This is a genomic window from Actinomycetes bacterium (genome assembly GCA_036000965.1).
In the GTDB taxonomy this organism is placed as follows: domain Bacteria; phylum Actinomycetota; class CALGFH01; order CALGFH01; family CALGFH01; genus DASYUT01.
The window spans coordinates 1-22,618 of the sequence record DASYUT010000180.1; the positions used below are offsets into that span (position 1 = coordinate 1).

Below are 22,618 nucleotides of genomic sequence, written 5' to 3' on the forward strand. Positions count from 1 at the left end.
GAGATCCCCTCCGCGAATGGGACCTCGACAGCGCGCGGCCTGGCCCGTCTGTTCGCGATGTTGGCGATGGGCGGCGAGCTGGACGGTGTCCGGCTGCTGTCGCCTCAGACGGTGCGCGCCTTCGGCACGGTGCAGGTGCGCAGTCCCGATGCGACCAGCGAGGATGACCCGGGCGGGCAGTCGCTGATCGTGCCGTGGGGCCTTGGCTACATCGGGAACTTCGCCGCGCCGGGGCGGGGCCTTCGGTACGGCCCGGTGGAGTCGGCGTTCGGATCCGAGGGAGGCGGAGGGGAGATCGCCTTCTGCGACCCGGAGCATCGGATCTCCGTCGGCTTCGTGCGCAGCCAGCTCGACATGATCGGAACGTTCTCCGCCGGGCTGATCGACGCGCTCTACCGGTGTGTGGGCGATTCCTGACGGCCAGCGAAGCAAGAGCGGATGGTTCACTGTCGGCAGCCCCAGAAACCACCACCCCAACCACGTACGAACGCCACCCACCGGCTCCAGAGGAAGGATCGCGCATGCCTGTCACAGCCACGTCGCCTCCCGATCGTGGGGCGCTGAGCGGCCTCCTGACCGGCGTCAGTTTCATCGCCGGGGTGGCCGGAGCGATGGCCCTCGCCGATGGTCCCTTCCCGCGCCCCGGCGCGGACCCCGCCCAGATCCGCGAGTACTTCACGCAGAACGCCGGCCCGGCCCGGCTGAGCGCGGCCGGCCAGGCGATCTCGGCGGCCTCACTGGTGCGGTTCACCACGTCAGTGGCCAAGCTGGCCGGGCGCACAGGCCGAGGGTCGCGGGTGCTCCAAGCGGCGGCGGTCGCCGGCGGCGGGCTCGCCGCCGCGTCGCTGGCGACCTCCGCGGTGACCCACGCAATGCTCACCGGCCAGAATGATGACGACGACGCGGCCAAGCTGGCCAGGCGGGAGTTCGTAGCCGGCGGCCCCGTGCACGGCGTCGGGTTCGGCGTGCTCACCGGCGCGCTCGCGCTGGCCGGGCTGCGCACCGGCGAACTGCCCCGGCCGGTGGCGATCACCGGGCTGGTCTCGGCGGCCTCGAGCCTGCTCTCGCCGCTCTACTTCCTCTGGGAGCCCGCGGGGTGGCTCATCCCGGCCGGGCGGTTCCCCGGGCTGCTGGTCAGCGGCGTCGCTGGGGTCAGGCTCGCCCGCGGCGCACGCCCGCTCCAGCAGGCCGCAGACCTCGCGTTCCGCCGAGGGCACACCTAACCGATGTACGGCGCAGATCCACGGTCTGGGTAACGGACCAGCGCGGAGACGATGAGCGGCGGGACGCGACCGTCGGCGGGTGCTGCAAAGGAGGCCACCGACGATGCCTGACGCCCCTCGACCATCGCCTGGTCCAAGTCCTCGACCCCAGCCGCGACCGACCGTCGCACCGCGCTGGGCGCCGCTGGTGGTCGTCTCGCTCGCGCAGCTGATGATCGCCCTGGACGCGACCATCGTGAGCATCGCCCTGCCGTCGGCGCAGCGGGCGCTGCACGTCTCCGATGCGAACCGGCAGCTGGTGATCACCGCCTACACGCTCGCCTTCGGCGGGCTGCTGCTGCTCGGCGGCCGGATCGCCGATTACCTGGGGCGCAAGCGGGCGTTCCTGATCGGGCTGGCCGGGTTCGCCGCCGCATCGGCGCTCGGCGGCGCCGCCACCAGCCTTGGGATGCTGCTGGCCGGCCGGGCCCTCCAAGGGGCCTTCGCCGCGATCCTGGCGCCCACGGCCCTGTCGCTGCTCGCCGTGACCTTCACCGAACCCGCCGAGCGGGCAAGAGCGTTCGCGGTCTACGGCGGGATCGCCGGCAGCGGCGGCGCCGCCGGCCTGCTCCTCGGCGGCGTGCTGACCCAGTACCTCGCCTGGCGGTGGTGCCTGTATGTGAACGTGCCGATCGCGGTCATCGCCATGACCGGCGGCTGGGCCGCGCTCCCCGACCTGCGCCCGGCGGGCAGGCCGCGCCTTGACATCCCCGGCGTGCTCCTCGCGACCGGCTCCCTGGCCGCCGTGGTCTACGCCTGCACCCAGGCGGTATCCCACGGCTGGGGTGCGCACACCGTGGTCGGCCTCTTCGTGGCGGGCACGGTCGGGCTGGCGCTGTTCGTGGCGCAGGAGTCCCGCTCGGCCAGCCCGCTGCTGCCGCTGCGCATCGTGGCCAACCGCAACCGCGGTGGCGCCTACCTGTCGGCGGCCCTTGCGGTCGTCGGCATGTACGGCATGTTCCTGCTGCTCACCTACTACTTCCAGGTCGTCCTGCGGTTCTCGCCCGTGCGGGCGGGGCTGGCGTTCCTACCGATGACCGCGGCGGTCGTGGCCAGCTCCGCGGGTATCGCCAGCCCCCTGCTGCCCCGCGTGCCGCCAAGGGCACTGATCGCTCCCGGCCTGCTGGTGGCCACCGCCGGGCTAGTGTGGCTCACCCAGCTCCACCCCGACAGCGCCTACGCCACCCACGCCCTGCCCGCCGAGATCCTGACCGGCCTGGGCATCGGCTGCGTGTTCGTGCCGGTCTTCAGCCTCGCCACCCAAGGAGTCGCCCCACACGAGACCGGGATCGCCTCGGCGATGGTCAACACCGCAAACCAGGTCGGCGGGTCGATCGGCACCGCGCTGCTCAACACCATCGCCGCCAGCGCCACCGCCGCCTACCTGGCCGCACACGCGCGAGGTTCCGCCACCGCCACCGCGGCCCAGGGTCTCGTCCACGGCTACACCGTGGCCATCGCGTGGGGCGCTGGCATCCTCGCGGCAGCCGCGCTGCTCGCCACCATCATGATCACCGCCGGCCGGCCACCGCATCCTGGCGACAACGCGCCCACCGCCGCGCACGCGTCCTCCAGACAGCCAGACCCTGCACGCCATCCCGAAGCTGGAGGCTCAGACGCTGGATCCAACGGCTACAAGACGCCAGGCCGGAGGCACCCTCCCGCAACCGAAACCGCAGGTGCCGACGAACTTCAGCTGAGAAGGAGAAGACGATGACCAACTCTCCAATCACCATCCATCTTGCGAGTGATGAGAGCAACGGTCAGCTTGCCGTCATCGAAGAGGAAGTCGCAGCCGATTTCCCCGGCTCGCCGCTGCATGTCCATCCAGGGTTTGACGAGGCTTTCTACGTTCTCGATGGGAACTGACGTTCCAGCTCGGCCAGGACGTCCGCAGAGTGACCGAGGGGGCGGTCACCCCGGCCTTCTCGCGAGGGGCCGGTCACCCCGGACCGGACGGCGTGTGCAGGTGGTCGGTGCGCCTGGCCGCGCGCTCGCCCTCCACGGCAGCCCGGAACAGAAACAACCCGAGCACCACCTGGAGGAGGTAGCGGGGCGAGTGGTCGAGCAGCATGGCCACGCCGCCGCCCGCGACGAGCAGGACGGCCAGGCCGCGGCCGAGCCAGGCGGTGATCCGGGTGGCGAGGACCCGGCGGCCGGTCAGCTTCCAGACCAGCGCCCTGGCCAGCCGGCCGCCGTCCAGGGGGAAGCCGGGGAGCAGGTTGAACACGGCCAGCACCAGGTTGCCGGCGCCGAGGAACCATGCGAGCTGCGCCACCCAGCCCGTGGCGAGCTGGCTGGTGAGCGCGAACAGCCCGGCCAGCACGACCGAGGCGAGCGGGCCGGCCATGGCCATGAGCACCTCGCCGCCGGGGCCGCCGGGCTCGCTGACGATGCGGGCCGCGCCGCCGAACACGTAGAGGGTGACCTCGGCGGTGGGCACCCCGAGGGCGCGGGCGACCAGGGCGTGGCACAGCTCGTGGGTCAGCACCGAGGCGAAGAAGGCGAGGCTGAAGCCGAGCGAGAGCGCGAGCGCGCCGGCCCCGGTGACCGTGGGCGCCCACACGTCGAGGGTGCCCGCGGTGAACACGAGCAGGCCGAGGAACCAGGTCAGGTCGAGACGGACCGGGACACCGAGCACCCGTCCGACGTCGAGCCCCCGCCCCAAGCCGCGCTCCTTCGTCCGGGGTGCCTGCGCACCAGGCGTGTCACAGCACGTACGCGCTTGCCGCCGGCTTGGTTCCCGCCCCCAGCGGGGCACCGTCCGCGTCACGCAGCCTTCCCGCAGGGTAGCTGGCGGCGGGTCCCATGTCTGCCCCCTGCCGCTGCCCCCTGCCGCCAGCGGTGTGCCGCTACCGGTCGAGCAGCCCCATGCCGCGGGCCCAGGAGGTGGCGTACGTGTCGACCGAGGCCTTCTCGGCCTCCGGGCTGACGGTGAGGGGCTGCAGGCACTCGACCATGACCGCCACCTCGTCAGTGGTCTCCTTCTTGGCCGCCCCCTCGGCCGCGCCCGGCTGGGGCCCGTGGTGGACGCCGGCCGGGTGCAGGGTCGCCATCCCCTTGTCGATTCCCTTGCGACTGAAGAAATCACCGTCGTGGTAGAAGAGCAGCTCATCGTTGTCAATATTTGAATGGTAGAAGGGCACCCGCAGGGCGCCTGGCTCGGTCTCGAACGGGCGGGGCGCGAACGTGGCGACGTCGAACCCGCGGCAGCGGAAGGTGGTGTGCACGCTCGGCGGCAGGTGGTAGCGGGGGCTGACCACCGGCCGGAAGTCGGCCACGTTGAGCCGGTAGGGCGCCAGGTCGCCCTGCCAGCCGACCACGTTGAGCGGGTGGTGCGGGAAGGTGAAGGTGGTGACCTGGCTGCGGCGCCGCACCTTGACCCGGAACTCCCCCCGCTCGTCGTGCGGGTCGGGCTCGGGGGTCTCCAGCACGCCCGGGTCGAAGAGGGCGTGGTGGCCGAGCAGCCCCTTGTCGGGCAGGACGAACTCGTCGCCCTCGATGAGCAGGAAGAAGTTGTCGGTGGTCTCCGGGACGACCCGGTGGGTGGTGCCTTTGGGCACGACGAGGTAGTCGCCGGGCCGGAAGCCGAGCGGGCCGTAGTCGGTCTCCAGCGTGCCCGTGCCCCGGTGGACGAAGTAGATGACGTCGCCGTCGGCGTCCCGGACGAAGAACGGCATCGGCGCGGCCCGGCGCGACACCAGGATGGCCAGGTCCTCGTTGGAGAGCACGACGAGCGGGTCGCCTTCGGGGTCGGTCTGGTCGGGCGGCGTCACCTGGTTCCAGTCGAAGGCCCAGGGCCGCAGCGGCCCCTCGACCTTGACCCAGGCGGTCGGCGGTGCGGTCCGGTACAGGTGCGAGGCCCGCCCGGTGAACGCCTGGCGGCCGTGCTCCTCCTCGTAGGTCCCGGCGGGCAGGTCGACGTGCGCCTGCCTGGTCACCCTCCCCTTCGACTGCGGGATCATCGCGCCCTCCTCGGTCTCGGCGGCGTCGCCCCAAGGCGTACCGGCAGCGTACCCGTCGCGGGTGGCGGGGCTCAGCCGGAGGCCGCGTCCTCCTCGAGTGGTCCGGTGGCGGCCCGGGCCGCAGCCGGGCCGGTGCCGCCGGCGGCGGCCAGGGCGGCGGCCAGCTCCCGGGCGAGCCTCGGCTCGACCTCCTCGCCCGGCTCGACGTCGGCCGCCCCCAGGTGGGCGGCCAGGTGCCGGGCGGCCACGGCGGTGGCCGCGAGCGCCTCGGCCCGGTCGCCGCCGTCCTCGAGGGTGAGCGCCCGCAGCAGCAGCCGGCCGCCAGGCCGGTCGTGCTTGGGATCGACCCGGGCGACCAGCCGGTCGCCGGCCAGGACGGGCATGACGTAGTAGCCGTGGCGCCGCTTGGCCGCGGGCACGTACACCTCGACGCGGTAGCGGAAGCCGAACAGCCGCTCGGTCCGCTCCCGGAACCAGATGAGGGAGTCGAACGGGCTGAGGAGGACCGGTGGGCGGGCGCCCGCTCCCCGAGGCACGGGCGTGCCGGGCACCAGGTAGGCCGGCTTGGCCCAGCCCTGCACCGCGACCTCGGCCAGCAGCCCGCTGGCGACCGCCTCGGCCAGCGCGGGCCTGGCCTCGGCGGGCGGGAGCCGGAAGTAGTCGGCCAGGTCGGCCGCGGTGCCCACCCCGAGGGCGCGGGCGGCCAGCACGGTGAGGGCGACCGCGGCCTCGGTCTCGGAGGGGACCGACACGTCGAGCCCGGGCGGCAGGACCCGCTCGGCCAGGTCGTAGCGGCGCTCGAACCGGACCCGGTCGTGGACCAGCAGCACGCCCTGGTCGAACAGGTCCTCGAGCACGTGCTTGGCTGGAGCCCAGTCCCACCACGTCCCCCGCAGCCCGGCGTCCGGCTCCCGGAACGCCGAGGCGGCCAGCGGCCCCTGCTCGGCGATGCGCGCGAGGACCTTCGGGTACAGCTCGGCGTGCTCGGTGCGGACCCCGGCCCACCAGCCCCGGGTGGTCGCCGCCATCCGGCGCATCCGGGGCAGGAACCAGCGGTAGCTGTCGATGGGCAGGAACGAGGCGGCGTGGCCCCAGTACTCGAACCCCGCCCGCCGCCTGTACAGCAGGCGCTCGAAGGCGGCCGGGTCGTGGGCGCCCACCCTGGACGCCACGACCAGTTCGTGGCTGCGGGCGACCACGTTGATCGAGTCGACCTGGATTGCGCCGAGCCGCTGCAGCGCGGCCCGCATGGCGGCCGGCCCGGCCGCCCGCGCCGCGGGCGCGCGGAGCAGCCCCTGGGCGGCCAGGGCGAGCCGGCGCGCCTGGCCGATGGAGAGCGAGTCGGGCATGCCACCAACCCTACCGGACACCGCCGACAGCGCCGGCCCTTACGCGTGCCAGGCAAGCAGGCGCGCCCAGTGCCCGGTGCCGTGCCGTCCTCAGGGCCCGCCACGCAGGAAGGCGGTGCCGCCGGTCGCATCGAGGCCCGGGTGCGTCGCTGCCCAGGTGGTGCCGACTGCCCTGGCGGGACTGGGCGGGCCCCGTTGGGCGTCCGGGGCCGGGTACGGTACGGTCCTGGCTCATGGAGCCGATGCCCGTCGTGGCCTGCGACGCCCACCGCGCCCACGACCCCCCGTACGAGATCAACTTCGGCCGGACCGTGAAGCCCGTGTGGGAGCGGGTCGCCCGCGGCGAAGTGCTCCGCTCGGCCCTGGCCGGCGCCGGCCACCCGGTCACCGACCCGGTCGAGCACGGCCCCGAGCCGCTGCTGGCCGTGCACGACCGCGTCCTGCTCGACTTCCTGGAGACCGCCTGGGACGACTGGCGCGCCCACCACGGCCCGGACGTGCTCGTCCCCGACACCTTCCCGGTGCCGGGCCTGGGCCGGGGGTCGGCAAGACCGCCCGTCTCCGGCCTGGGGCGACCAGGCTGGTTCTGCTTCGACACCGCCACGCCGCTGGTGGCGGGGAGCTGGCGGGCTGCCCGCGCCGCCGCCGACGTCGCCCTGTCCGGCGCGGACCTGGTCGCCGAGGGCGCCCCGGCCGCCTTCGCGCTCTGCCGGCCCCCCGGGCACCACGCCGGCCCGGGCTACTTCGGCGGCTTCTGCCTGCTCAACAACGCGGCGATCGCGGCCCGGGCCCTGGCCGGGCTGGGGCGGGTGGCGGTGGTGGACGTCGACTTCCACCACGGCAACGGCACCCAGGACGTGTTCTGGGAGGACCCCGGGGTGCTGTACGTGTCGCTCCACGGCGACCCGGCCGTCCACTACCCCTACTTCACCGGCAACGCCGGCGAGGTGGGCGCCGGGGCGGGCGCGGGCACCACCTGCAACCTGCCCCTCCCCGACGGCACCGACGACGGCCAGTACCTGCGCGCGCTCGAGGAGGCGGCCGGGACGGTGGCCGCCTTCGACCCGACCGTGCTGGTGGTGAGCCTCGGCTTCGACACGTTCGTCGACGACCCGATCGGCGGGTTCGGACTCGGCGCCGGCGCCTACCCGCGCATCGGCCGGCTGCTGGCCGGGCTCGCCCTGCCCACGCTGTTCGTGCAGGAGGGCGGCTACGCGCTCGACGCGATCGGCGACTGCGCGGTGGCCACCCTTGCCGGGTTCCAGGGCGCCCGCTGACCAGCGGGACGGCACCCAGCCCCAGGTGACGTCGACCCCGCGCTCCGGTCCCCGCCAGCCGGCCTCAGCCGCGCGGAGCGGGGGGGTCGGGGTCGGCCCAGTCGGGCTCGGCGGGGCGCCCGTCGCCGGGCTCCTCGGCGTGGAAGACGACCTCGACGGTCTCCTCGGGCCGGCGCTCCTCCTGCTTCGCCAGCGCCTCGAGGACCCGCTGGTCGGCGCCGGCCAGCGGCGGCTGGATCAGGCTGCGCGGCCACAGGCGCCGGGCCCGGACCACGTTGAGCTCGGCCGCGTACAGCGTCACCGTCGCGGCCAGGTACAGCCACGACAGCAGCCCGATCACCAGCGCGAACGTCCCGTAGGTGTTGCTCGCCCGCTTGAGCTGGCTGTCGACGTACCAGCCGCCCAGCTGCTGCAGCACGAGCCAGCCGAGCCCGGCGAGCACCGCCCCGGGCAGCAGCTCGCGCACGGCCCCCGTGCGGACGGTGAGGACCCGGAAGCCGAGCAGGAACAGCAGCGTGTCGACGGCCAGGGAGATGCCGATGCCGGCCAGTCGCGAGGCGGCCGAGTCCCCGGCCGCGGTGACGCCCGACACCACGGTGACGAGCAGGAGCCCGCCGCCAAGGGTCACGAGCCAGAGCAGGCCGCGGATCCGCCGCACGAAGAAGTTCGGGTAACGCTTGCGGGGGACGTTCCAGACCCCGTTCATCGCGTTCTGGGCCGCTTCGGCAACCCCCAGCCCGCCGTACATGGCGGTCAGCAGCCCGACGGCCAGGGCCGTCCCGCTGCCGGGCAGGGCGCCGAGGTTCTCCTTGATGTCGTTGCCGATCACCGGGAACTGGGTCAGGGCCGAGTCGAGGATGCGCTGCTGCAGGTCGGTCCGGTCCTGCAGCACGAACCCGAGCAGGGTGGTGAGCACCATGAGCAGCGGGAACAGCGAGAAGAACCCGTAGTAGGCGAGCAGGGCGGCGTGGTGGCCGCCCTGGTCGTCGCCGTACTTCTTGACCACCGCGATCGGGAACCCGAGCCACGGCTGCCGCTGCTGGAAACGGTCGAACGCCCGCAGCAGCCCCTGAGCCCACCCCATCGCCGGCGCCCGGCTCAGTGCTTGTCGCCCCGGTCCTCGGGGACGTGACGCTCGGGCTTCCCGACGTAGAGCTGGCGGGGTCGGGCGATCTTCTGCTCGGGGTCCAGCAGCCCCTCCTGCCACTGGGCCAGCCAGCCCGCCATGCGGCCGATCGCGAACAGCACCGGGAACATCTCCACCGGGAAGCCCATGGCCTGGTAGATGATGCCCGAGTAGAAATCCACGTTGGGGTAGAGCCGCTTGCTCACGAAGTAGTCGTCCTCGAGGGCGATCCGCTCGAGCTCCACCGCGATCTCGAGCAGCGGGTTCATGCCGGTGACCTTGAACACGTCCTCGGCCACCTGCTTGATGATCGTCGCCCGGGGGTCGTAGTTCTTGTACACGCGGTGCCCGAAGCCCATGAGCCGGAACTCGCCCGCCTTGACCCGGCGGACGTAGTCGGGTACCTGGTCCACCGAGCCGATCCCGGCGAGCATGCGCAGGACCTGCTCGTTGGCGCCGCCGTGGAGGGGGCCGTAGAGGGCGGCGGCCGCCGCTGCCGCGGCCGAGTAGGGGTCGGCGTGGGAGCTGCCGACCGCCCGCATGGCATTGGTGGAGCAGTTCTGCTCGTGGTCGGCGTGCAGGATGAACAGCACGTCCAGGGCGTGCTCGAGGATCGGGTCGGGCTTGTACTCGAGCTCCACCGCCTTCCACATCATGTTCAGGAAGTTGCCCGCGTAGGACAGCTCGTTGTTGGGATAGGCGTAGGGCAGGCCCATCGCGTGCCGGTAGGCGAACGCGGCCAGGGTGGCGATCTTGGCGATGAGCCGGACGATCTGCTCGTGCCGCTTGCCAGCGTCGTGGATCTTCTTGGCGTCGGGGTAGAAGGTCGACAGGGCGCCGACGGTGCTGACGAGGATCCCCATCGGGTGGGCGTCGTGATGGAACCCGTCGATGAACTTCTTGACGTTCTCGTGGATGAGGGTGTGGTGGGTGACCTCCTGCCGCCACCCGGCGAGCTGGGCCTGGTCGGGCAGCTCGCCCTCGATCAGCAGGTAGGCGACCTCGAGGAAGGTGCACCGCTCGGCCAGCTCCTGGATCGGGTAGCCGCGGTAGCGCAGGATGCCCTTGTCGCCGTCGATGAAGGTGATCGCGCTGCGGCAGCTGGCGGTGTTCAGGAAGGCGGGGTCGTAGGACAGCAGCCCGAAGTCGTCGTCGCCGACCTTGATCTGGCGCAGCGCGGTGGCCCGGATGGCGCCGTCCTCGATGGGGATCTCGTAGGTCCGTCCGGTGCGGCTGTCGGTCACGCTGAGCGTGCCGGTGCCTGGTTGCTCCGACATGGCGACTCCATTCATCGCGCGCGGGCGAGCGGCTCCCTGAACCCTACCGTGACCTGGGTTACCACTAACCCGCTGGCGGCGCTACGCCGGCTGCGGATGCGCCAGCCGGCCGCCCGGCCCTGCGCGAGGCGCGACCGGGTAGCCGGCCCCGGCGACCTGCCCGGAGCCTGCGCTACCCGGCCGCGGCCCGGTCCAGCAGCCAGGTGACCGCGCCACCGGCCTGCTCGACGGTGGCCACCGCGCGGGCGATGGGCAGGTCGGAGTCCAGCCGTGTCAGGGCCTGGGCGACCGGCGCGGCCTTCTCTTGCCCGGCGGCCAGCACCAGCAGCCGCTCGGCGCCGGCCAGGGCGGCCAGGGTGAGGCTCACCCGGTCGGGCGGTGGCTTGGGCGCGCCGTGGACCGCGACCACCAGCCGGTCGACCACCTCGAGCTCCGCGTGGCCGGGGAACAGCGACAGGCAGTGCCCGTCCGGGCCCACCCCGAGCCAGACCAGCTCGAGCCGGGGCACTCCGGCGGGGTTGGGCGGCAGCGCGCGCAGCCTGGCCTCGTACTCGGCGGCGGCCTGCGCGGCGGGCAGCTCGCCGCGCAGGCGGAGCAGGTTCCGTTCGGGCACCGGGACGTGGTCGAGCAGGGCCGCGGATGCCTGGCCCCAGTTGGACTCGGGGTGGTCGACCGGCACGCAGCGCTCGTCACCCATGGCCACCCGCACCCGCTCCCACTCGACCCCGGCTCGCAGGTCATGGCCGGCCAGGCGGCGGTAGGCGGCCACCGGGCTGGTGCCGCCGGTCAGCACCCACGTGCACGACCCGTACGCGTCCACCGCCGCCTCGATGTCGGCGATGGCCGCGCGCGCGGCCGCCTCGGCCAGCGCGCCCGCGTCCTGGACCACCTCCACCCGACCGATGGCGCTCCCCTCCCTCCTCGTGTCCGCCCGGCCGCTGGTGCGCCCGGCGGGCACGCGGCGCCCCTCGTTGCGCCCGTCCGGCCGCTGGTGCGCCCGCCGTGGTTACTGCTCGGCCAGGGTGGCCGCCTGCAACAGGGCCTCCTCGAAGATGCGCTCGCGCCCGAACACCTCCAGCTCGGCGCCCAGCCCGGCCGGGTCGCTGACCAGGCCGGCCAGACCGACCTTGCGGCGGGTGGTGGGGTGCCCGGGCGTCTCAACGGTGGCGACCAGGTGGCCGGGCGGCGCCTCCACCCGGATGCTGGCCGGGCCGTCGTCGGTGGCGACCTGCAGGTCGACCCTGGTGAGGGTGCCTGACCCGAGCGCCTGAGTGATGCGCGCCTCGCAGGTGCCCCGCTCGGTGGCGTACCGGGCGACCCAGTCGTCGCCGCTCAGGTGGGCCCGGTCCAGCGCCCAGCCGAGCCGGGAGGCGAACCACCCGGTCAGCTCGAGCCCGGCGGTTGGCTCGACCGCGTCCACCCGCAGCCAGCGCACCCGGTCGACCGCGCTGCGCAGCGGCGGGCCGCCGAACGGCGCGGCGAGCAGCTCCCGCCAGGGTGTCAGCCGCTGCCAAACGCAGTCCGACAGCGCCGCGGTCAGCGCCGAGGCCGCCTTGGCCAGCCTGGCCAGGTCGGCGGGCGGGTCGGCGAACGCGGCCGAGTCGACGATCAGCCGGTTGCTGACCGAGTTGAGCTCGTCGAACGCCTCGTGCGCGAACGGCGGCGTACCCCACCAGAAGGTGAACACCGGCAGCTCGGGCAGTAGCAGCGGCAGCACCACCGCGGTCAGGTGGCGCGGGGGGACGGTGGCCTGCACGACCACCTCGTCCCAGGCCATGCCGGGCCCGCTCCTGGGGTCCTGCTGGACCAGCCGGGCCCAGGCGCGCACCCCCTTCCTGCCCTCGGGTGGCTCGGCGATCAGCGCCACGCAGCGTGACGGCGCCCGCGGCCCGAGCCGCTCGACCGCGGCCAGCGCCTGCTGGCCGGCGGCCCGGTCGGGGCAGACAACCACGAGATTGGCCACGCTGGCACGCACGAGCATGCCGTGGTCGCCTTCCCACTCCCTGCGCTGGCGCTCGAGGACTTTCTCGACGTCGGCCAGGGCGACCGGCTCCAGCCCCCAGCCCCGCACCTCGCCCCGCCGGGCCGTCTCGGTCACGGCCGCCTCCAGCGCCGGCCGGGCTGGTGGCGCGCGATCAGCTCGTCGGCCGCCTTCGGGCCCCACTCCCCCGCCGCGTAGTTGGGGAAGTCGGGCGGGGGCGCCTCGGCCCAGCGGTCCAGGATCGGCTGCACCACCTGCCAGGCCAGCTCGACCGAGTCCCAGCGGGGGAACAAGGTCGGGTCGCCCACCATCACGTCGAGCAGCAGGCGCTCGTACGCGTCGGGCAGGTCGTCGGCGAACGCGGTGCCGTAGGAGAAGTCCATGTTGACCGAGCGGACCTCCATGGACGGGCCGGGCACCTTGGCGCCGAACTTCATGGTGATGCCCTCGTTGGGCTGGATGCGCAGGACGAGCGCGTTGGGCTCCAGCCCGTCCTGGGCCGCCTCCCCGAACGGCAGGTGCGGCGCGGCCTTGAACTGGACCACGACCTCGGTGGCCCGCTTGGGCAGCCGCTTGCCGGTGCGCAGGTAGAAGGGGGTGCCCGCCCAGCGCCAGTTGTCGATCAGCAGCTCGAGCGCCACGTAGGTCTCCACCGCCGAGTCGGGCGCCACGTCGTGCTCGTCCCGGTAGGCGGGCACCTGCTGGCCGTCGACCCAGCCCTCGCCGTACTGGCCGCGGACGACGTTGCGGTCGACCGTCTCCCCGGTCATGCGGCGCACCGCCTTGAGCACCTTGGCCTTCTCGTTGCGGACGTCCTCGGCCTCGAAGGTGGCCGGCGGCTCCATCCCGACCAGGGCGAGGACCTGCAGGGCGTGGTTCTGGATGATGTCGCGGATCGCGCCGGCGGTCTCGTAGAAGTGGCCCCGGTGCTCGATGCCGAGCGACTCGGCCACGGTGACCTGCACGTGGTCGACGTAGCGGTGGTTCCAGACCGGCTCGAAGATGCCGTTGGCGAAGCGGAACGCGATGATGTTCTGGACGCTCTCCTTGCCCAGGTAGTGGTCGATGCGGAACACGTCGCGCTCGGGGAACACCTCGGTGACCAGGGCCTGCAGCTCGCGGGCGGAGGCCAGGTCGTGGCCGAACGGCTTCTCGACCACCACCCGGGACCAGCCCCGGTCCCAGGCCCGGCCGCCGATGCCGGACTTGCCGATCCCGCGGACGGTGTCGGGGAACAGCCTGGGGATGAGCGACAGGTAGAACAGGCGGTTGCCGTCGGTGCCCAAGTCGCGGTCGAAGCGGTCGAGCAGGTCGCCGATCCGGGCATAGGTGTCGGGGTCGTTGGACGACCCGCTGATGTAGTGCAGCCGCCTCGCGAACGACTCCCACACCTCCTTCTGGATCGGCTGGGTGCGGGAGAACTCCTCGACCGCCTTGCGCATGTCGGCCCGGTACTCCTCGTCGGAGAACTCGGTGCGCGAGGACCCCACCATGGCGAAGTTCTGCGGCAGCAGCCGGTGCAGCTCGAGGTTGTACAGCGCGGGGACGATCTTGCGATGGGCGAGGTCGCCGGAGCCGCCGAACACCACCATCGCGGTCGGGGGCGGCGTGGCCCGGACCCGGTCACCGACCACCAGCGGGTTGCTGTCCCCTGAGGTCACCGCGGCACCTCCGTCCTGTGCGCCGGGTGGCCGCCGAACTCGTTCGTGTGCACCGGGTGGCCGCCGAACTCGTTGCGCAGGGCGGAGATCAGCCTGTCGGCGTAGGAGTCCTCCACCCGCGAGCGCAGCCGCATGATCAGCGACAGGTTGATGACCGGGACGGGCACGTCCTTCTCCAGGGCCTCCTGGACCGTCCAGCGCCCCTCGCCGGAGTCCTCGACCCAGCCGCTGAAGCCGGCCAGCTCCGGGTCCTTGGCGTAGGCGGACGCGATCAGGTCCAGCAGCCACGAGCGCACCACGCTGCCGTGCCGCCAGAGCTCGGCGACCTGGTGCAGGTCGAGGTCGTAGTCGCTGGCGTGGAGGATCTCGAAGCCCTCGGCGTAGGCCTGGAGGAGGCCGTACTCGATGCCGTTGTGCACCATCTTCACGTAGTGGCCGGCCCCGGACGGGCCGACGTGGGCGTGGCCGCCCTCGGGGGCGAGGGTGCGGAAGGCCGGCTCGGCCTGGGCGAACGCATGTTCGGGTCCGCCGACCATCAGGCAGAAGCCCTCCTTGAGGCCCCAGACGCCACCGGAGGTGCCGACGTCGAGGAAGGCGATCCGCTTCGCCGCGAGGGCCCGGGCCCGGGCCACCGAGTCCCGGAAGTGGGAGTTGCCCCCGTCGATCAGCACGTCCCCGGGGTCGAGCAGCTCGGCGAGCCGGTCGATCGCCTCCTGGGTCGGCGCCCCGGACGGGACCATCACCCAGACTGTCCGCGGCGGCTCCAGCTTGTCGCGGAGCTGCTCGAGGGTGGCGGCGGGCTCGGCGCCGTCGGCCGCGACCGCCTCGATCGTCTCGGGCGACCGGTCGAAGGCGACCACCCGGTGGCCGCTCTTCAGCAGCCGGCGGGTCAGGCCGGCCCCCATCCGTCCGAGCCCCACCATGCCGATGTCCACGCTGGTGTCCTCCCTGCCACGCTGCTGTCGAGGGTGCGGGTCAGCCGACGACCCTGGCGCGCTTGGCCTCGACCGTGTCGAGGGCGGCCTGGTAGCTGTCGGCGAACTTCTTCACGCCCTCCTCTTCGAGCTCCCGGCCGACGGTGGCCTCGTCGATGCCCAGCGCGGCCAGGTCCGACCAGAGCGCGTGGGCCCGGTCGAGGCCCTCGGTGGCGGTCTGGCCGCGGACCACGCCGTGGTCGGCGAACGCCTCGATGGTCTCCAGCGGCATGGTGTCGACCGTCTGCCTGGCCACCAGCTCCTCGACGTACATCACGTCGCGGTAGGCCGGGTTCTTGGTGGAGGTCGACGCCCACAAGGGGCGCTGGACCCGGGCGCCCTCGCGGGCCAGGGCCTCCCAGCGCGGCCCGGTGAACGTCTGCTGGAACACCTCGTAGGCGAGCTTGGCGTTGTCGATCGCGGCCGTGCCCAGGCGGGCCCTGGCCCGCTCGGCGTCGGGGCCGCCCCGCTCCACGACCGCCTGCAGCTTGGCGTCGACGTTGGTGTCGACCCGGCTCACGAAGAACGAGGCGACGCTGGCGACCGACTCGAGGTCCCCGCCCGCGTCGGCCAGGTCCTCGAGCCCGGCCAGGTACGCCTCGATGACCTCCCGGTACCGTTCGATCGAGAAGATGAGGGTCACGTTGACGTTGATGCCGGCGCCGATCGAGGCCCGGATCGCGGGGATGCCAGCGGCGGTGGCGGGGATCTTGATGAACACGTTGGGCCGGTTGAGGGTGTCGAAGAGCCGTCGCGCGTCGCGCACGGTGGCGTCGGTGTCGTTGGCGATGCCAGGGTCCACCTCGAACGACACGTAGCCGTCGCCGGCGTGCTGCTCGTAGACCGGCTCGAGCTCGGCGGCGGCGGCCCGGATGTCGTCCAGGGCGAGCGCCTCGAAGATGGCCTTGGCGTCCAGGCCCTCGCGGGCCAGCCGCGCGATGTCGTCGTCGTAGAACGAGCCCTCGCCCATGGCCTTCTGGAAGATGGTCGGGTTGGAGGTCACTCCGACGACGAAGTACTGGTCGCGGAGGCGGCGCAGCTCCCCCTTCTGGAGCCAGTCGCGGGCGATCGAGTCGACCCAGACGGCGACCCCCTGGCGGGTGAGCTCTTCGAGTGGACGGGTCATGTCAGGCTCCTTTGCTGCGCTCGCGCGCGTGCGCGCGCTGCCGTTGGATCGTCAGGCGGGCAGGTCGTCGGGCGGGCCCCCGCCGCTGGCGGCGGACCCGGAGCCGCTGCGGCGACCGGCCCGCTGGTGGACGGCCCTGGCCCGGGCCGCGATGTTGTCGGGGGTGAAGCCGTTCTTCTCGAGCACGGTGGCGCCCGGCGCGGACGCGCCGAAGTGGTCGATGCCGAACGCCTCGCCGGCGTCGCCGACCCACCGTTCCCAGCCGAACCGTGCCGCCGCCTCGACCGACAGGCGGGCGCTGACCGCCGGCGGCAGGACCTGGTCGCGGTAGGCCTGGTCCTGGTCCTCGAACAGCTCCCAGCAGGGCATGGAGACCACCCGGGTGGGGATGCCGCCGGCCTGGAGCTGGTCGCGGGCGGCCAGCGCCACCCACACCTCGCTGCCGCTGGCGATCAGGATCAGCTCCGGGTCGCCTCCCTGGGCCTCGGCGAGCACGTAGGCGCCGCGGTGCAGCCCGTCGGCCCTGGCGTGGGTGGAGCGGTCGATCGGGGGCAGGTCCTGGCGGCTGAGCGCGAGCGCGGTCGGGCCGTCGGTGCGGCGGATCGCCGCCCGCCACGCCTCGGCGGTCTCGGGAGCGTCGGCCGGGCGGACCACGCGCAGGACCGGCATCGCGCGCAGGCTCGCGAGGTGCTCGACGGGCTGGTGGGTGGGCCCGTCCCCGCCCAGCCCGACCGAGTCGTGGGTCCACACGTACACCACGGGCAGGTCCATCAGGCAGGCCAGGCGGACGGCGGGCCGCATGTAGTCGGAGAAGATCAGGAAGGTGGCGGCGAAGGGGCGCAGGCCGCCGTGCCCGGCCAGGCCGTTGGTGACCGCGCCCATGCCGTGCTCGCGGACGCCGTAGTGGAGGTTGCGCCCGGGGCCGTCCGGGCCGTAGTCGCCGGCGCCGGTCAGCTCGGTCTTGTTGGACTCGGCCAGGTCGGCCGAGCCGCCCAGGAAGTTCGGCAGCCGCGCCGCGATCGCGTTCATGACCACGTTCGACGCCGACCTGGTGGCCTGCTTCTTCGGCTCGGTGAACAGCTTGTCGAGGTCGGCGTCCCAGCCTTCGGGCAGGTCGCCCCTGATGCCCGCCTGCAGCTCGGCGGCCAGGTCGGGCTCGGCCTGGGCGTAGGCCTCCAGGCGCTGGTACCACTGGCGCCGGGCCTGCTGGTTGGCCGGGACCCGCGCCCGCCAGCGGTCGTAGACGCCGTCGGGCACGTAGAAGTGCTTGTCGGGGTCCCAGCCGTAGACGTGCTTGGTCGCCCGGACCTCCTCCTCGCCGAGCGCCGCCCCGTGCGCCTTGGAGGTGTCCTGGGCGTGGGGCGCGCCCCAGGCGATGTGGCTGCGCAGCCGGATGAAGCTGGGCCGGTCGGGCTCCTCGACCGCGGCCTGGTAGGCGGCGGCGATCTCCTCTAGGTCGTTGGCGTCCTCGACATGCTGGGTGTGCCAGCCGTAGGCCCGGTAGCGGGCCTCGACGTCCTCGGCGAAGGCGATCTCGGTCGGGCCGTCGATGGTGATGTGGTTGTCGTCGTACAGCAGGGTGAGCTTGCCGAGCCTGAGGAAGCCGCCGATCGAGGACGCCTCGCTGGCCACGCCCTCCATCATGTCGCCGTCGGAGGCGAACACCCAGGTCCGGTGGTCGATCACCCGGTGCCCGTCCCGGTTGTAGCGGTCGGCCAGGAACCGCTCGGCGGCCGCGAACCCGACCGAGTTGCCCACGCCCTGGCCGAGCGGTCCGGTGGTGACCTCGACCCCTGGGGTCAGGTGGCGCTCGGGGTGCCCGGGCGTGCGCGAGCCCCACTGCCGCTGCTGCTTCAGGTCGTCCATGGTCAGGTCGTAGCCGACCAGGTGCAGCGCCGCGTACTGGAGGATGGAGGCGTGCCCGTTGGAGAGCACGAAGCGGTCGCGGTCGAACCAGTCCGGGTCGGCAGGGTCGAAGGTGAGGAACCGGGTCCAGAGCACGTAGGCGGCGGGGGCCAGCGCCATGGCCGTGCCCGGGTGGCCGTCCCCGGCCTTCTGGATGGCGTCCATGGCGAGCACCCGGAGGGTGTCGACGGCGAGGCGGTCGAGGTCGGCGCCTCGGGCGGCTTCGGTGGTCGCGCTGGCTTGGGTGGTCACAGCGGCTCCTCGGGCTGATGGTCGGTGAGCGGGCAGCGGCGTGAGGCTCGCTCCAAAGGCTACCCCCGCGAGGGCGCCCCCGACCGCGCGTCCACAACCTGCCTCCGGGGGCCGGCCGCAGCCGGCGGCGGCGGGTGGCAGACGAGACCGGGTGGCCCCCAGACGGGCCGGCGGGCCCCAGACGGGACAGGACCGGGTGGGCCCAGACCGGGCCGGCGAGCCCAGACCAGGCCGGCGGGGCTACTGCCCCGTCCGGCGGGCCTCCACCCCTTGGCGGAGGGCGAGCTCGCGCAGCACCTTGTGGGTGGCGACCGGCTGCTCCTCCTCGACCGGCCGCCGCTGCGACCAGGTGCCGTCCTCGCCGAGCTCCCAGGCCTGGACGTTGTCGGCCAGCATGACGTCGAGGACGCCCTGCAGCCGCTTGGTGAGGTCGGGGTCGTCCACCGGGGTGACGACCTCGACCCGCTGGTCGAGGTTGCGGGGCATCAGGTCGGCCGAGCCGATGTAGTACTCGCGGCCGCGGCCGTTGCCGAACACGAACACCCGGGAGTGCTCGAGGAAGCGGCCCATGACCGAGCGCACCCGGATGTGCTCGCTCACCCCGGGCACGCCCGGACGCAGCCGGCAGATCCCCCGGACCACCAGGTCGATCTCCACACCGGTCTGGGAGGCGGCGTACAGGGCCCGGATGCAGGCGGCGTCGACCAGCGAGTTCATCTGCATCACGATGCGGCCGGGCCGGCGGCTCGAGTGCCGCTCGGCGGTCCGCTGGATGCGCTCGATGAGCTGGTCGCGCAGCCCGTCCGGGGCGACCAGGATCTTGCGGTAGCGGACCCGCCGCGCGTACCCGGTCAGCGAGTTGAACAGGTCGGTCAGGTCGGCGGCCAGGTCCTCGTCGCAGGAGAGCAGGCCCATGTCGGTGTACAGCCGCGCGGTCTTGGCGTTGTAGTTGCCGGTCCCGATGTGCAGGTAGCGGCGGATGCCGCTGCCCTCGCGGCGGACGACCAGGGCGGCCTTGGAGTGGGTCTTCAGGCCGACCAGGCCGTAGGCGACGTGGCAGCCGGCCTGCTCGAGCGCGCGGGCCCAGCCGATGTTGGACGCCTCGTCGAAGCGGGCCTTCAGCTCCACCAGCACCGCCACCTGCTTGCCGGTCTCAGCCGCGTGGATGAGCGCCGACACGATCGGCGAGTCGCCGTCGGTGCGGTACAGGGTCTGCTTGATCGCGAGCACGTTCGGGTCGTCGGCGGCCTGCTCGATGAAGCGCTGCACCGAGCTCGAGAAGGCGTCGTAGGGGTGGTGGACCAGCAGGTCGCCCTCGCGGATGGTGCGAAACAGGTTGGCGCCCTCCTCGCCGGTGGCCAGCAGCCGCGGCTGGGTGGTGCCCACCCACGGCTCGTAGGCCAGCTCGGGTCGGTCCACGCTGCCGGCCAGGCCCATGAGGTCGCCGAGGTTGAGCGGGCCCTCGACGGTGACCAGGGCGCTGTCGTCGACCTCCAGCTCACGCTGCAGGAGCCGGACGACGTGCTCGGGCATGGACGCGGCCACCTCGAGCCGCACCACGGCGCCGAAGCGCCGCCGCCGCAGCTCCTGCTCGACCGCGAGCAGCAGGTCGTCGGCCTCGTCCTCGGCCAGCTCGATGTCGGCGTCCCGGGTCACCCGGAACGGGTGCGCCTCGACCACGGTCATGCCCGGGAAGAGCTGGTCGAGGTGGGAGACGACCACCTGCTCGAGCGGCACGAAGGTGCTGCTGTACCCGAGCGGCACGAAGCGGGGCAGGATGCCGGGTACCTTGACCCGGGCGAACCGGTCGCGCCGGCTCGACGGGTCGCGGACGGTGACGGCCAGGGAGAGCGACAGGTTGGAGATGTAGGGGAACGGGTGGCTCGGGTCGACCGCGAGCGGGGTGAGCACTGGGAAGACCTGGTCCATGAAGTAGTCGCGCAGGTAGTCGAGGTCGCGCTTGCCCAGCTCCTCCATGTCGGCCAGGCGGATCCCCTCGGCCTCGAGGGCGGGCAGGACCTCGTCGAGGAAGATCCGCACCTGGTTCTCGACCGACGGCCCGATGTGCTTGGCGATCGCCTCGAGGGTCTCGCTCGGGGTCCAGCCGTCCGACCCGCGGGTGGCCATGCCCGCCTCCACCTGCTCGCGCAGGCCGGCGACGCGGACCATGAAGAACTCGTCGAGGTTGGTGGCGAAGATGGCGAGGAACCGCAGCCGCTCGAGCAGCGGCGTGTCCGGGTCGCCGGCCAGCGCGAGCACCCGGTCGTTGAACTGCAGCCAGGAGACCTCACGGTTCAGGTAGAGGTAAGGATCGAACAGGTCCCGCTCCCTGGCGGCCGCCTCGCTGGACTGCTCGGTCGCGTCCTCGTCCTCCCGTACGGCTTCGGTGGTCTCGGTCACGGCAGCGTCTCCTCAACCGGTGACACGGTGGTCCGCCCATGGTCGCACCAGGTGCGGGGCTTGCATAGCAGGCCATGCCCGCCGGCCCCCCGTCGCTCACCCGGTTCGGCATCCGCGCGCGCGTCCTGAAGGTCCCGTGCCGGTCCGCGCCACTCAGCCCGGTCCGCCGCTCAGCCGGGTCTGCCGCCGCTCAGCCCGTCCGGCCGGTCCCGTCGAGGATGTCGCCCATGAGGCCGAGGGGCGGGGCGCCAAGCGCCAGCAGCTCGGCATGGAACCGCTGCGTGGAGTAGCCGCCGCCCCAGGCCGAGCGGGCCTGCTCGCGCAGGCGCAGGATCTCGAGCTTGCCCCAGGTGTAGCGGCCGTAGGTGGGGTCGTAGGTGGCCCGGGTCGCCTCGGCCGCCGCGGCCGGCCCGTACACGAACGCGTCCGCCTCGAACCGGCGCACCGCATCGGCCATGGGCATCGAGCTGCGGTGCACCCCGAGCGACACGGCCAGCCGGGTGACCCGGGTGAGCGCCTCGAGCGCCACCCCGGCGGCGAAGCGCGGGTCGCCGTCCCGGAACCCCAGCTCGACGCAGACCTCCTCGGCGTAGTGGGCCCAGCCCTCCACGAACGCCGGGGAGTGCAGGGTCCTGCGCACGTCACCCTCGGCCCGGCGCAGGCTCCGCCCGTGCGCGAAGTGCCCGGGGGCGACCTCGTGCACGGTGATCGCGGGCAGGGTCGAGCGGCTGAACACCGCCAGCCAGTCCTCCTGCTCCTCGGCCGGCCAGTCCGGCTCGGGCGGGGTGATGTAGTAGCGCGAGGGCGCGTCCGGCTCATACGGCGCCGCCCACGACATCATCGCCAGCGCCCAGCGGCGCGACGGCGGCGCCGGGCCGACCACGCACTCGCCGTCCAGGTCGGGCACGAGCCGGTGCTCGGCGGTGAAGGCGATCGCCTCGGCGGTCACCGCCTGTGCCTCCTCCATCACGCCGACGGCCTCGGGATGGTCGCGGAGCAGGCCGGCGACCACCGCCGCGGTCGGGCGGCCGGGCGCGAGCCGGGCGCAGGCGTCGTCCAGCATCGCCCGCAGCCGGTCGCGTTCGGCGTCGGCTCGCTCCTCCAGCCGGCCGAGGTCGACCGGGATGGCCTGCCCGACGCCGAGGAGCCGCTGGAGTGCCGGCCCGCCCAGGGCCGCGTCGGGGTCGCCGCCGGTCGCCGCCCGCTCCACATGGCCGACGAGCCGGCCGTGCGCAGCGATCGCGGCCGCGGCCACCGGGTCGGCCGGGTCCAGCCCGGCCGCGAGCCCGCGCACGGCCGGCAGCAGCGCCTCGGCGACCGGCCGGGGCACCCGGTCCAGGCTCTCCCGGGCCGCGTCGACCGCCTCGGGCCAGGCGGCCAGGTGGCGGCGGCGCGCCTCGGCCCGCGCTGCTGCCGGTGCGTACTCCCGGTCGTAGCAGGACAGGTCCATGGCGTCGACGTGCAGCAGCGGGTTCCAGCGGTGCTCCTCGAGCTCCCCCAGCTCGACCCGGGCCAGGGCCTCGAACGCGGCCAGGTGCGCCTCGTCGTGGGCGGACCACCCCGGCCCCGGCCCGCCCGGGGCGGCCGAGGACACGCTGCCCGGGATGGGCGAGGACACGCTGCCCGGGATGGGCGAGGACGCGCTGCCCGGGATGGGCGAGGACGCGCTGCCCGGGGCGGGTGAGGACGCGCTGCCCGGGGCGGGCGAGGACCTGTCGAGCCGGGCCAGCCCGGCCCGCACCCCGGCCGGGGAGAGATCCTGGATCCGCCCGTCGTACTCGTGCAGCCCGGCGTTCTCGCGCACGGCGCTCACGGCCAGGTCGCACAGGGCCCGCAGTCGCTTGTCCATGGCCGGGCAGGGTACTACCGGTTGCCTGAGCGCGGCAGGCGCCCGCAGCTTCACCGTCTACGCCGGCCGCGAGATCACCCGCTGACCACCGACCGGGCGGGCGCCCGCTCCCGGTGGCGGGCCGCTCGACCTGGCTCGCGCGGTGCCTACGATGACTGGCCCGCGCGGTGCGTTCGATGGGGACCGTCCCCCGATGACTGGCCCGCGCGGTGCG

General features: G+C 73.5%; 17 protein-coding genes and 1 pseudogene. 5 read left to right on the forward strand and 13 right to left on the reverse strand.

What is annotated here, in order from left to right; genetic code table 11:
* From VG276_16360 to VG276_16375, 4 genes are all read left to right on the forward strand, one after another.
* Positions 1–417, forward strand: a 417-nt coding sequence (locus VG276_16360; protein ID HEV8650919.1) for a hypothetical protein, incomplete at its 5' end; no start/stop codon positions are given.
* A 104-nt stretch (positions 418–521) separates the two neighbouring features.
* Positions 522–1,223 (forward strand): hypothetical protein, encoded by a 702-nt coding sequence (locus VG276_16365; GenBank protein ID HEV8650920.1) that lies wholly within the window; start codon positions 522–524, stop codon positions 1,221–1,223.
* A 103-nt stretch (positions 1,224–1,326) separates the two neighbouring features.
* Complete coding sequence (locus VG276_16370) at positions 1,327–2,979, forward strand: DHA2 family efflux MFS transporter permease subunit (protein HEV8650921.1); 1,653 nt, start codon at positions 1,327–1,329, stop codon at positions 2,977–2,979.
* The gene (locus VG276_16375; protein ID HEV8650922.1) at positions 2,976–3,131 is read left to right on the forward strand and encodes a hypothetical protein; all 156 of its coding nucleotides are present in this window, start codon (positions 2,976–2,978) and stop codon (positions 3,129–3,131) included. Before VG276_16370 ends, VG276_16375 begins: the two co-directional genes overlap by 4 nt.
* 73 nt (positions 3,132–3,204) lie before the next feature.
* Here VG276_16375 and VG276_16380 read toward each other — a convergent pair whose 3' ends face one another.
* The 3 genes from VG276_16380 to VG276_16390 all read right to left on the reverse strand — a co-directional run bounded on the left by VG276_16380 (position 3,205) and on the right by VG276_16390 (position 6,576).
* Entirely contained in the window at positions 3,205–3,930 is a 726-nt protein-coding gene (locus VG276_16380) for a site-2 protease family protein (protein HEV8650923.1), read from the reverse strand.
* 184 nt (positions 3,931–4,114) lie between these two features.
* Positions 4,115–5,227 carry a homogentisate 1,2-dioxygenase gene (locus VG276_16385; protein ID HEV8650924.1) on the reverse strand — a complete coding sequence of 371 codons (1,113 nt, stop codon included), beginning with the start codon at positions 5,225–5,227 and terminating at the stop codon, positions 4,115–4,117.
* A 71-nt stretch (positions 5,228–5,298) separates the two neighbouring features.
* Positions 5,299–6,576, reverse strand: coding sequence for a crosslink repair DNA glycosylase YcaQ family protein (locus VG276_16390; protein ID HEV8650925.1), 1,278 nt, complete (start codon positions 6,574–6,576; stop codon positions 5,299–5,301).
* A gap of 242 nt (positions 6,577–6,818) precedes the next feature.
* On the opposite strand from VG276_16390, the gene VG276_16395 reads away from it, so the two are divergent.
* Entirely contained in the window at positions 6,819–7,853 is a 1,035-nt protein-coding gene (locus tag VG276_16395; GenBank protein HEV8650926.1) for a histone deacetylase family protein, read from the forward strand.
* Between the two features lie 64 nt (positions 7,854–7,917).
* Here the strand turns inward: VG276_16395 and VG276_16400 are convergent, their stop codons facing one another.
* The 10 genes and pseudogenes from VG276_16400 to VG276_16445 all read right to left on the reverse strand — a co-directional run bounded on the left by VG276_16400 (position 7,918) and on the right by VG276_16445 (position 22,404).
* Positions 7,918–8,937 carry a YihY/virulence factor BrkB family protein gene (locus VG276_16400; protein HEV8650927.1) on the reverse strand — a complete coding sequence of 340 codons (1,020 nt, stop codon included), beginning with the start codon at positions 8,935–8,937 and terminating at the stop codon, positions 7,918–7,920.
* A 14-nt stretch (positions 8,938–8,951) separates the two neighbouring features.
* Positions 8,952–10,256, reverse strand: a complete 1,305-nt coding sequence (locus VG276_16405; GenBank protein ID HEV8650928.1) for a citrate synthase — start codon at positions 10,254–10,256, stop codon at positions 8,952–8,954.
* Between the two features lie 172 nt (positions 10,257–10,428).
* The gene (gene pgl / locus VG276_16410; GenBank protein HEV8650929.1) at positions 10,429–11,214 is read right to left on the reverse strand and encodes a 6-phosphogluconolactonase; all 786 of its coding nucleotides are present in this window, start codon (positions 11,212–11,214) and stop codon (positions 10,429–10,431) included.
* 48 nt (positions 11,215–11,262) lie between these two features.
* Positions 11,263–12,354 (reverse strand): glucose-6-phosphate dehydrogenase assembly protein OpcA, encoded by a 1,092-nt coding sequence (locus tag VG276_16415; protein HEV8650930.1) that lies wholly within the window; start codon positions 12,352–12,354, stop codon positions 11,263–11,265.
* Positions 12,351–13,898 carry a glucose-6-phosphate dehydrogenase gene (zwf, locus tag VG276_16420; protein HEV8650931.1) on the reverse strand — a complete coding sequence of 516 codons (1,548 nt, stop codon included), beginning with the start codon at positions 13,896–13,898 and terminating at the stop codon, positions 12,351–12,353. The genes VG276_16415 and zwf overlap by 4 nt, the downstream gene beginning before the upstream one ends.
* Positions 13,895–14,851: pseudogene (gene gnd / locus VG276_16425) on the reverse strand (decarboxylating 6-phosphogluconate dehydrogenase). Before gnd ends, zwf begins: the two are co-directional and overlap by 4 nt.
* A gap of 22 nt (positions 14,852–14,873) precedes the next feature.
* Positions 14,874–15,998 carry a transaldolase gene (gene tal, locus VG276_16430; protein ID HEV8650932.1) on the reverse strand — a complete coding sequence of 375 codons (1,125 nt, stop codon included), beginning with the start codon at positions 15,996–15,998 and terminating at the stop codon, positions 14,874–14,876.
* Positions 15,999–16,049: 51 nt separating this feature from the next.
* On the reverse strand, positions 16,050–18,068 hold the full coding sequence (gene tkt, locus VG276_16435) for a transketolase (GenBank protein HEV8650933.1): 2,019 nt from the start codon (positions 18,066–18,068) through the stop codon (positions 16,050–16,052).
* A gap of 327 nt (positions 18,069–18,395) precedes the next feature.
* Complete coding sequence (locus VG276_16440) at positions 18,396–20,555, reverse strand: RNA degradosome polyphosphate kinase (protein ID HEV8650934.1); 2,160 nt, start codon at positions 20,553–20,555, stop codon at positions 18,396–18,398.
* Positions 20,556–20,745: 190 nt separating this feature from the next.
* A complete protein-coding gene (locus VG276_16445; GenBank protein HEV8650935.1) occupies positions 20,746–22,404 on the reverse strand; it encodes a DUF885 family protein in 1,659 nt (552 codons plus the stop codon).
* Between the last annotated feature and the right edge of the window lie 214 nt (positions 22,405–22,618).

What these genes read in the sequence shown, in the direction of transcription:
- tal (HEV8650932.1), bottom strand. Translation starts at nt 15,998, where the DNA reads ATGACCCGTCCACTCGAAGAGCTCACCCGCCAGGGGGTCGCCGTCTGG.
- VG276_16365 (HEV8650920.1), top strand. Translation starts at nt 522, where the DNA reads ATGCCTGTCACAGCCACGTCGCCTCCCGATCGTGGGGCGCTGAGCGGC.
- VG276_16370 (HEV8650921.1), top strand. Translation starts at nt 1,327, where the DNA reads ATGCCTGACGCCCCTCGACCATCGCCTGGTCCAAGTCCTCGACCCCAG.
- VG276_16390 (HEV8650925.1), bottom strand. Translation starts at nt 6,576, where the DNA reads ATGCCCGACTCGCTCTCCATCGGCCAGGCGCGCCGGCTCGCCCTGGCC.
- VG276_16405 (HEV8650928.1), bottom strand. Translation starts at nt 10,256, where the DNA reads ATGTCGGAGCAACCAGGCACCGGCACGCTCAGCGTGACCGACAGCCGC.
- VG276_16400 (HEV8650927.1), bottom strand. Translation starts at nt 8,937, where the DNA reads ATGGGGTGGGCTCAGGGGCTGCTGCGGGCGTTCGACCGTTTCCAGCAG.
- tkt (HEV8650933.1), bottom strand. Translation starts at nt 18,068, where the DNA reads ATGGACGCCATCCAGAAGGCCGGGGACGGCCACCCGGGCACGGCCATG.
- VG276_16395 (HEV8650926.1), top strand. Translation starts at nt 6,819, where the DNA reads ATGCCCGTCGTGGCCTGCGACGCCCACCGCGCCCACGACCCCCCGTAC.
- VG276_16375 (HEV8650922.1), top strand. Translation starts at nt 2,976, where the DNA reads ATGACCAACTCTCCAATCACCATCCATCTTGCGAGTGATGAGAGCAAC.
- VG276_16445 (HEV8650935.1), bottom strand. Translation starts at nt 22,404, where the DNA reads ATGGACAAGCGACTGCGGGCCCTGTGCGACCTGGCCGTGAGCGCCGTG.
- VG276_16385 (HEV8650924.1), bottom strand. Translation starts at nt 5,227, where the DNA reads ATGATCCCGCAGTCGAAGGGGAGGGTGACCAGGCAGGCGCACGTCGAC.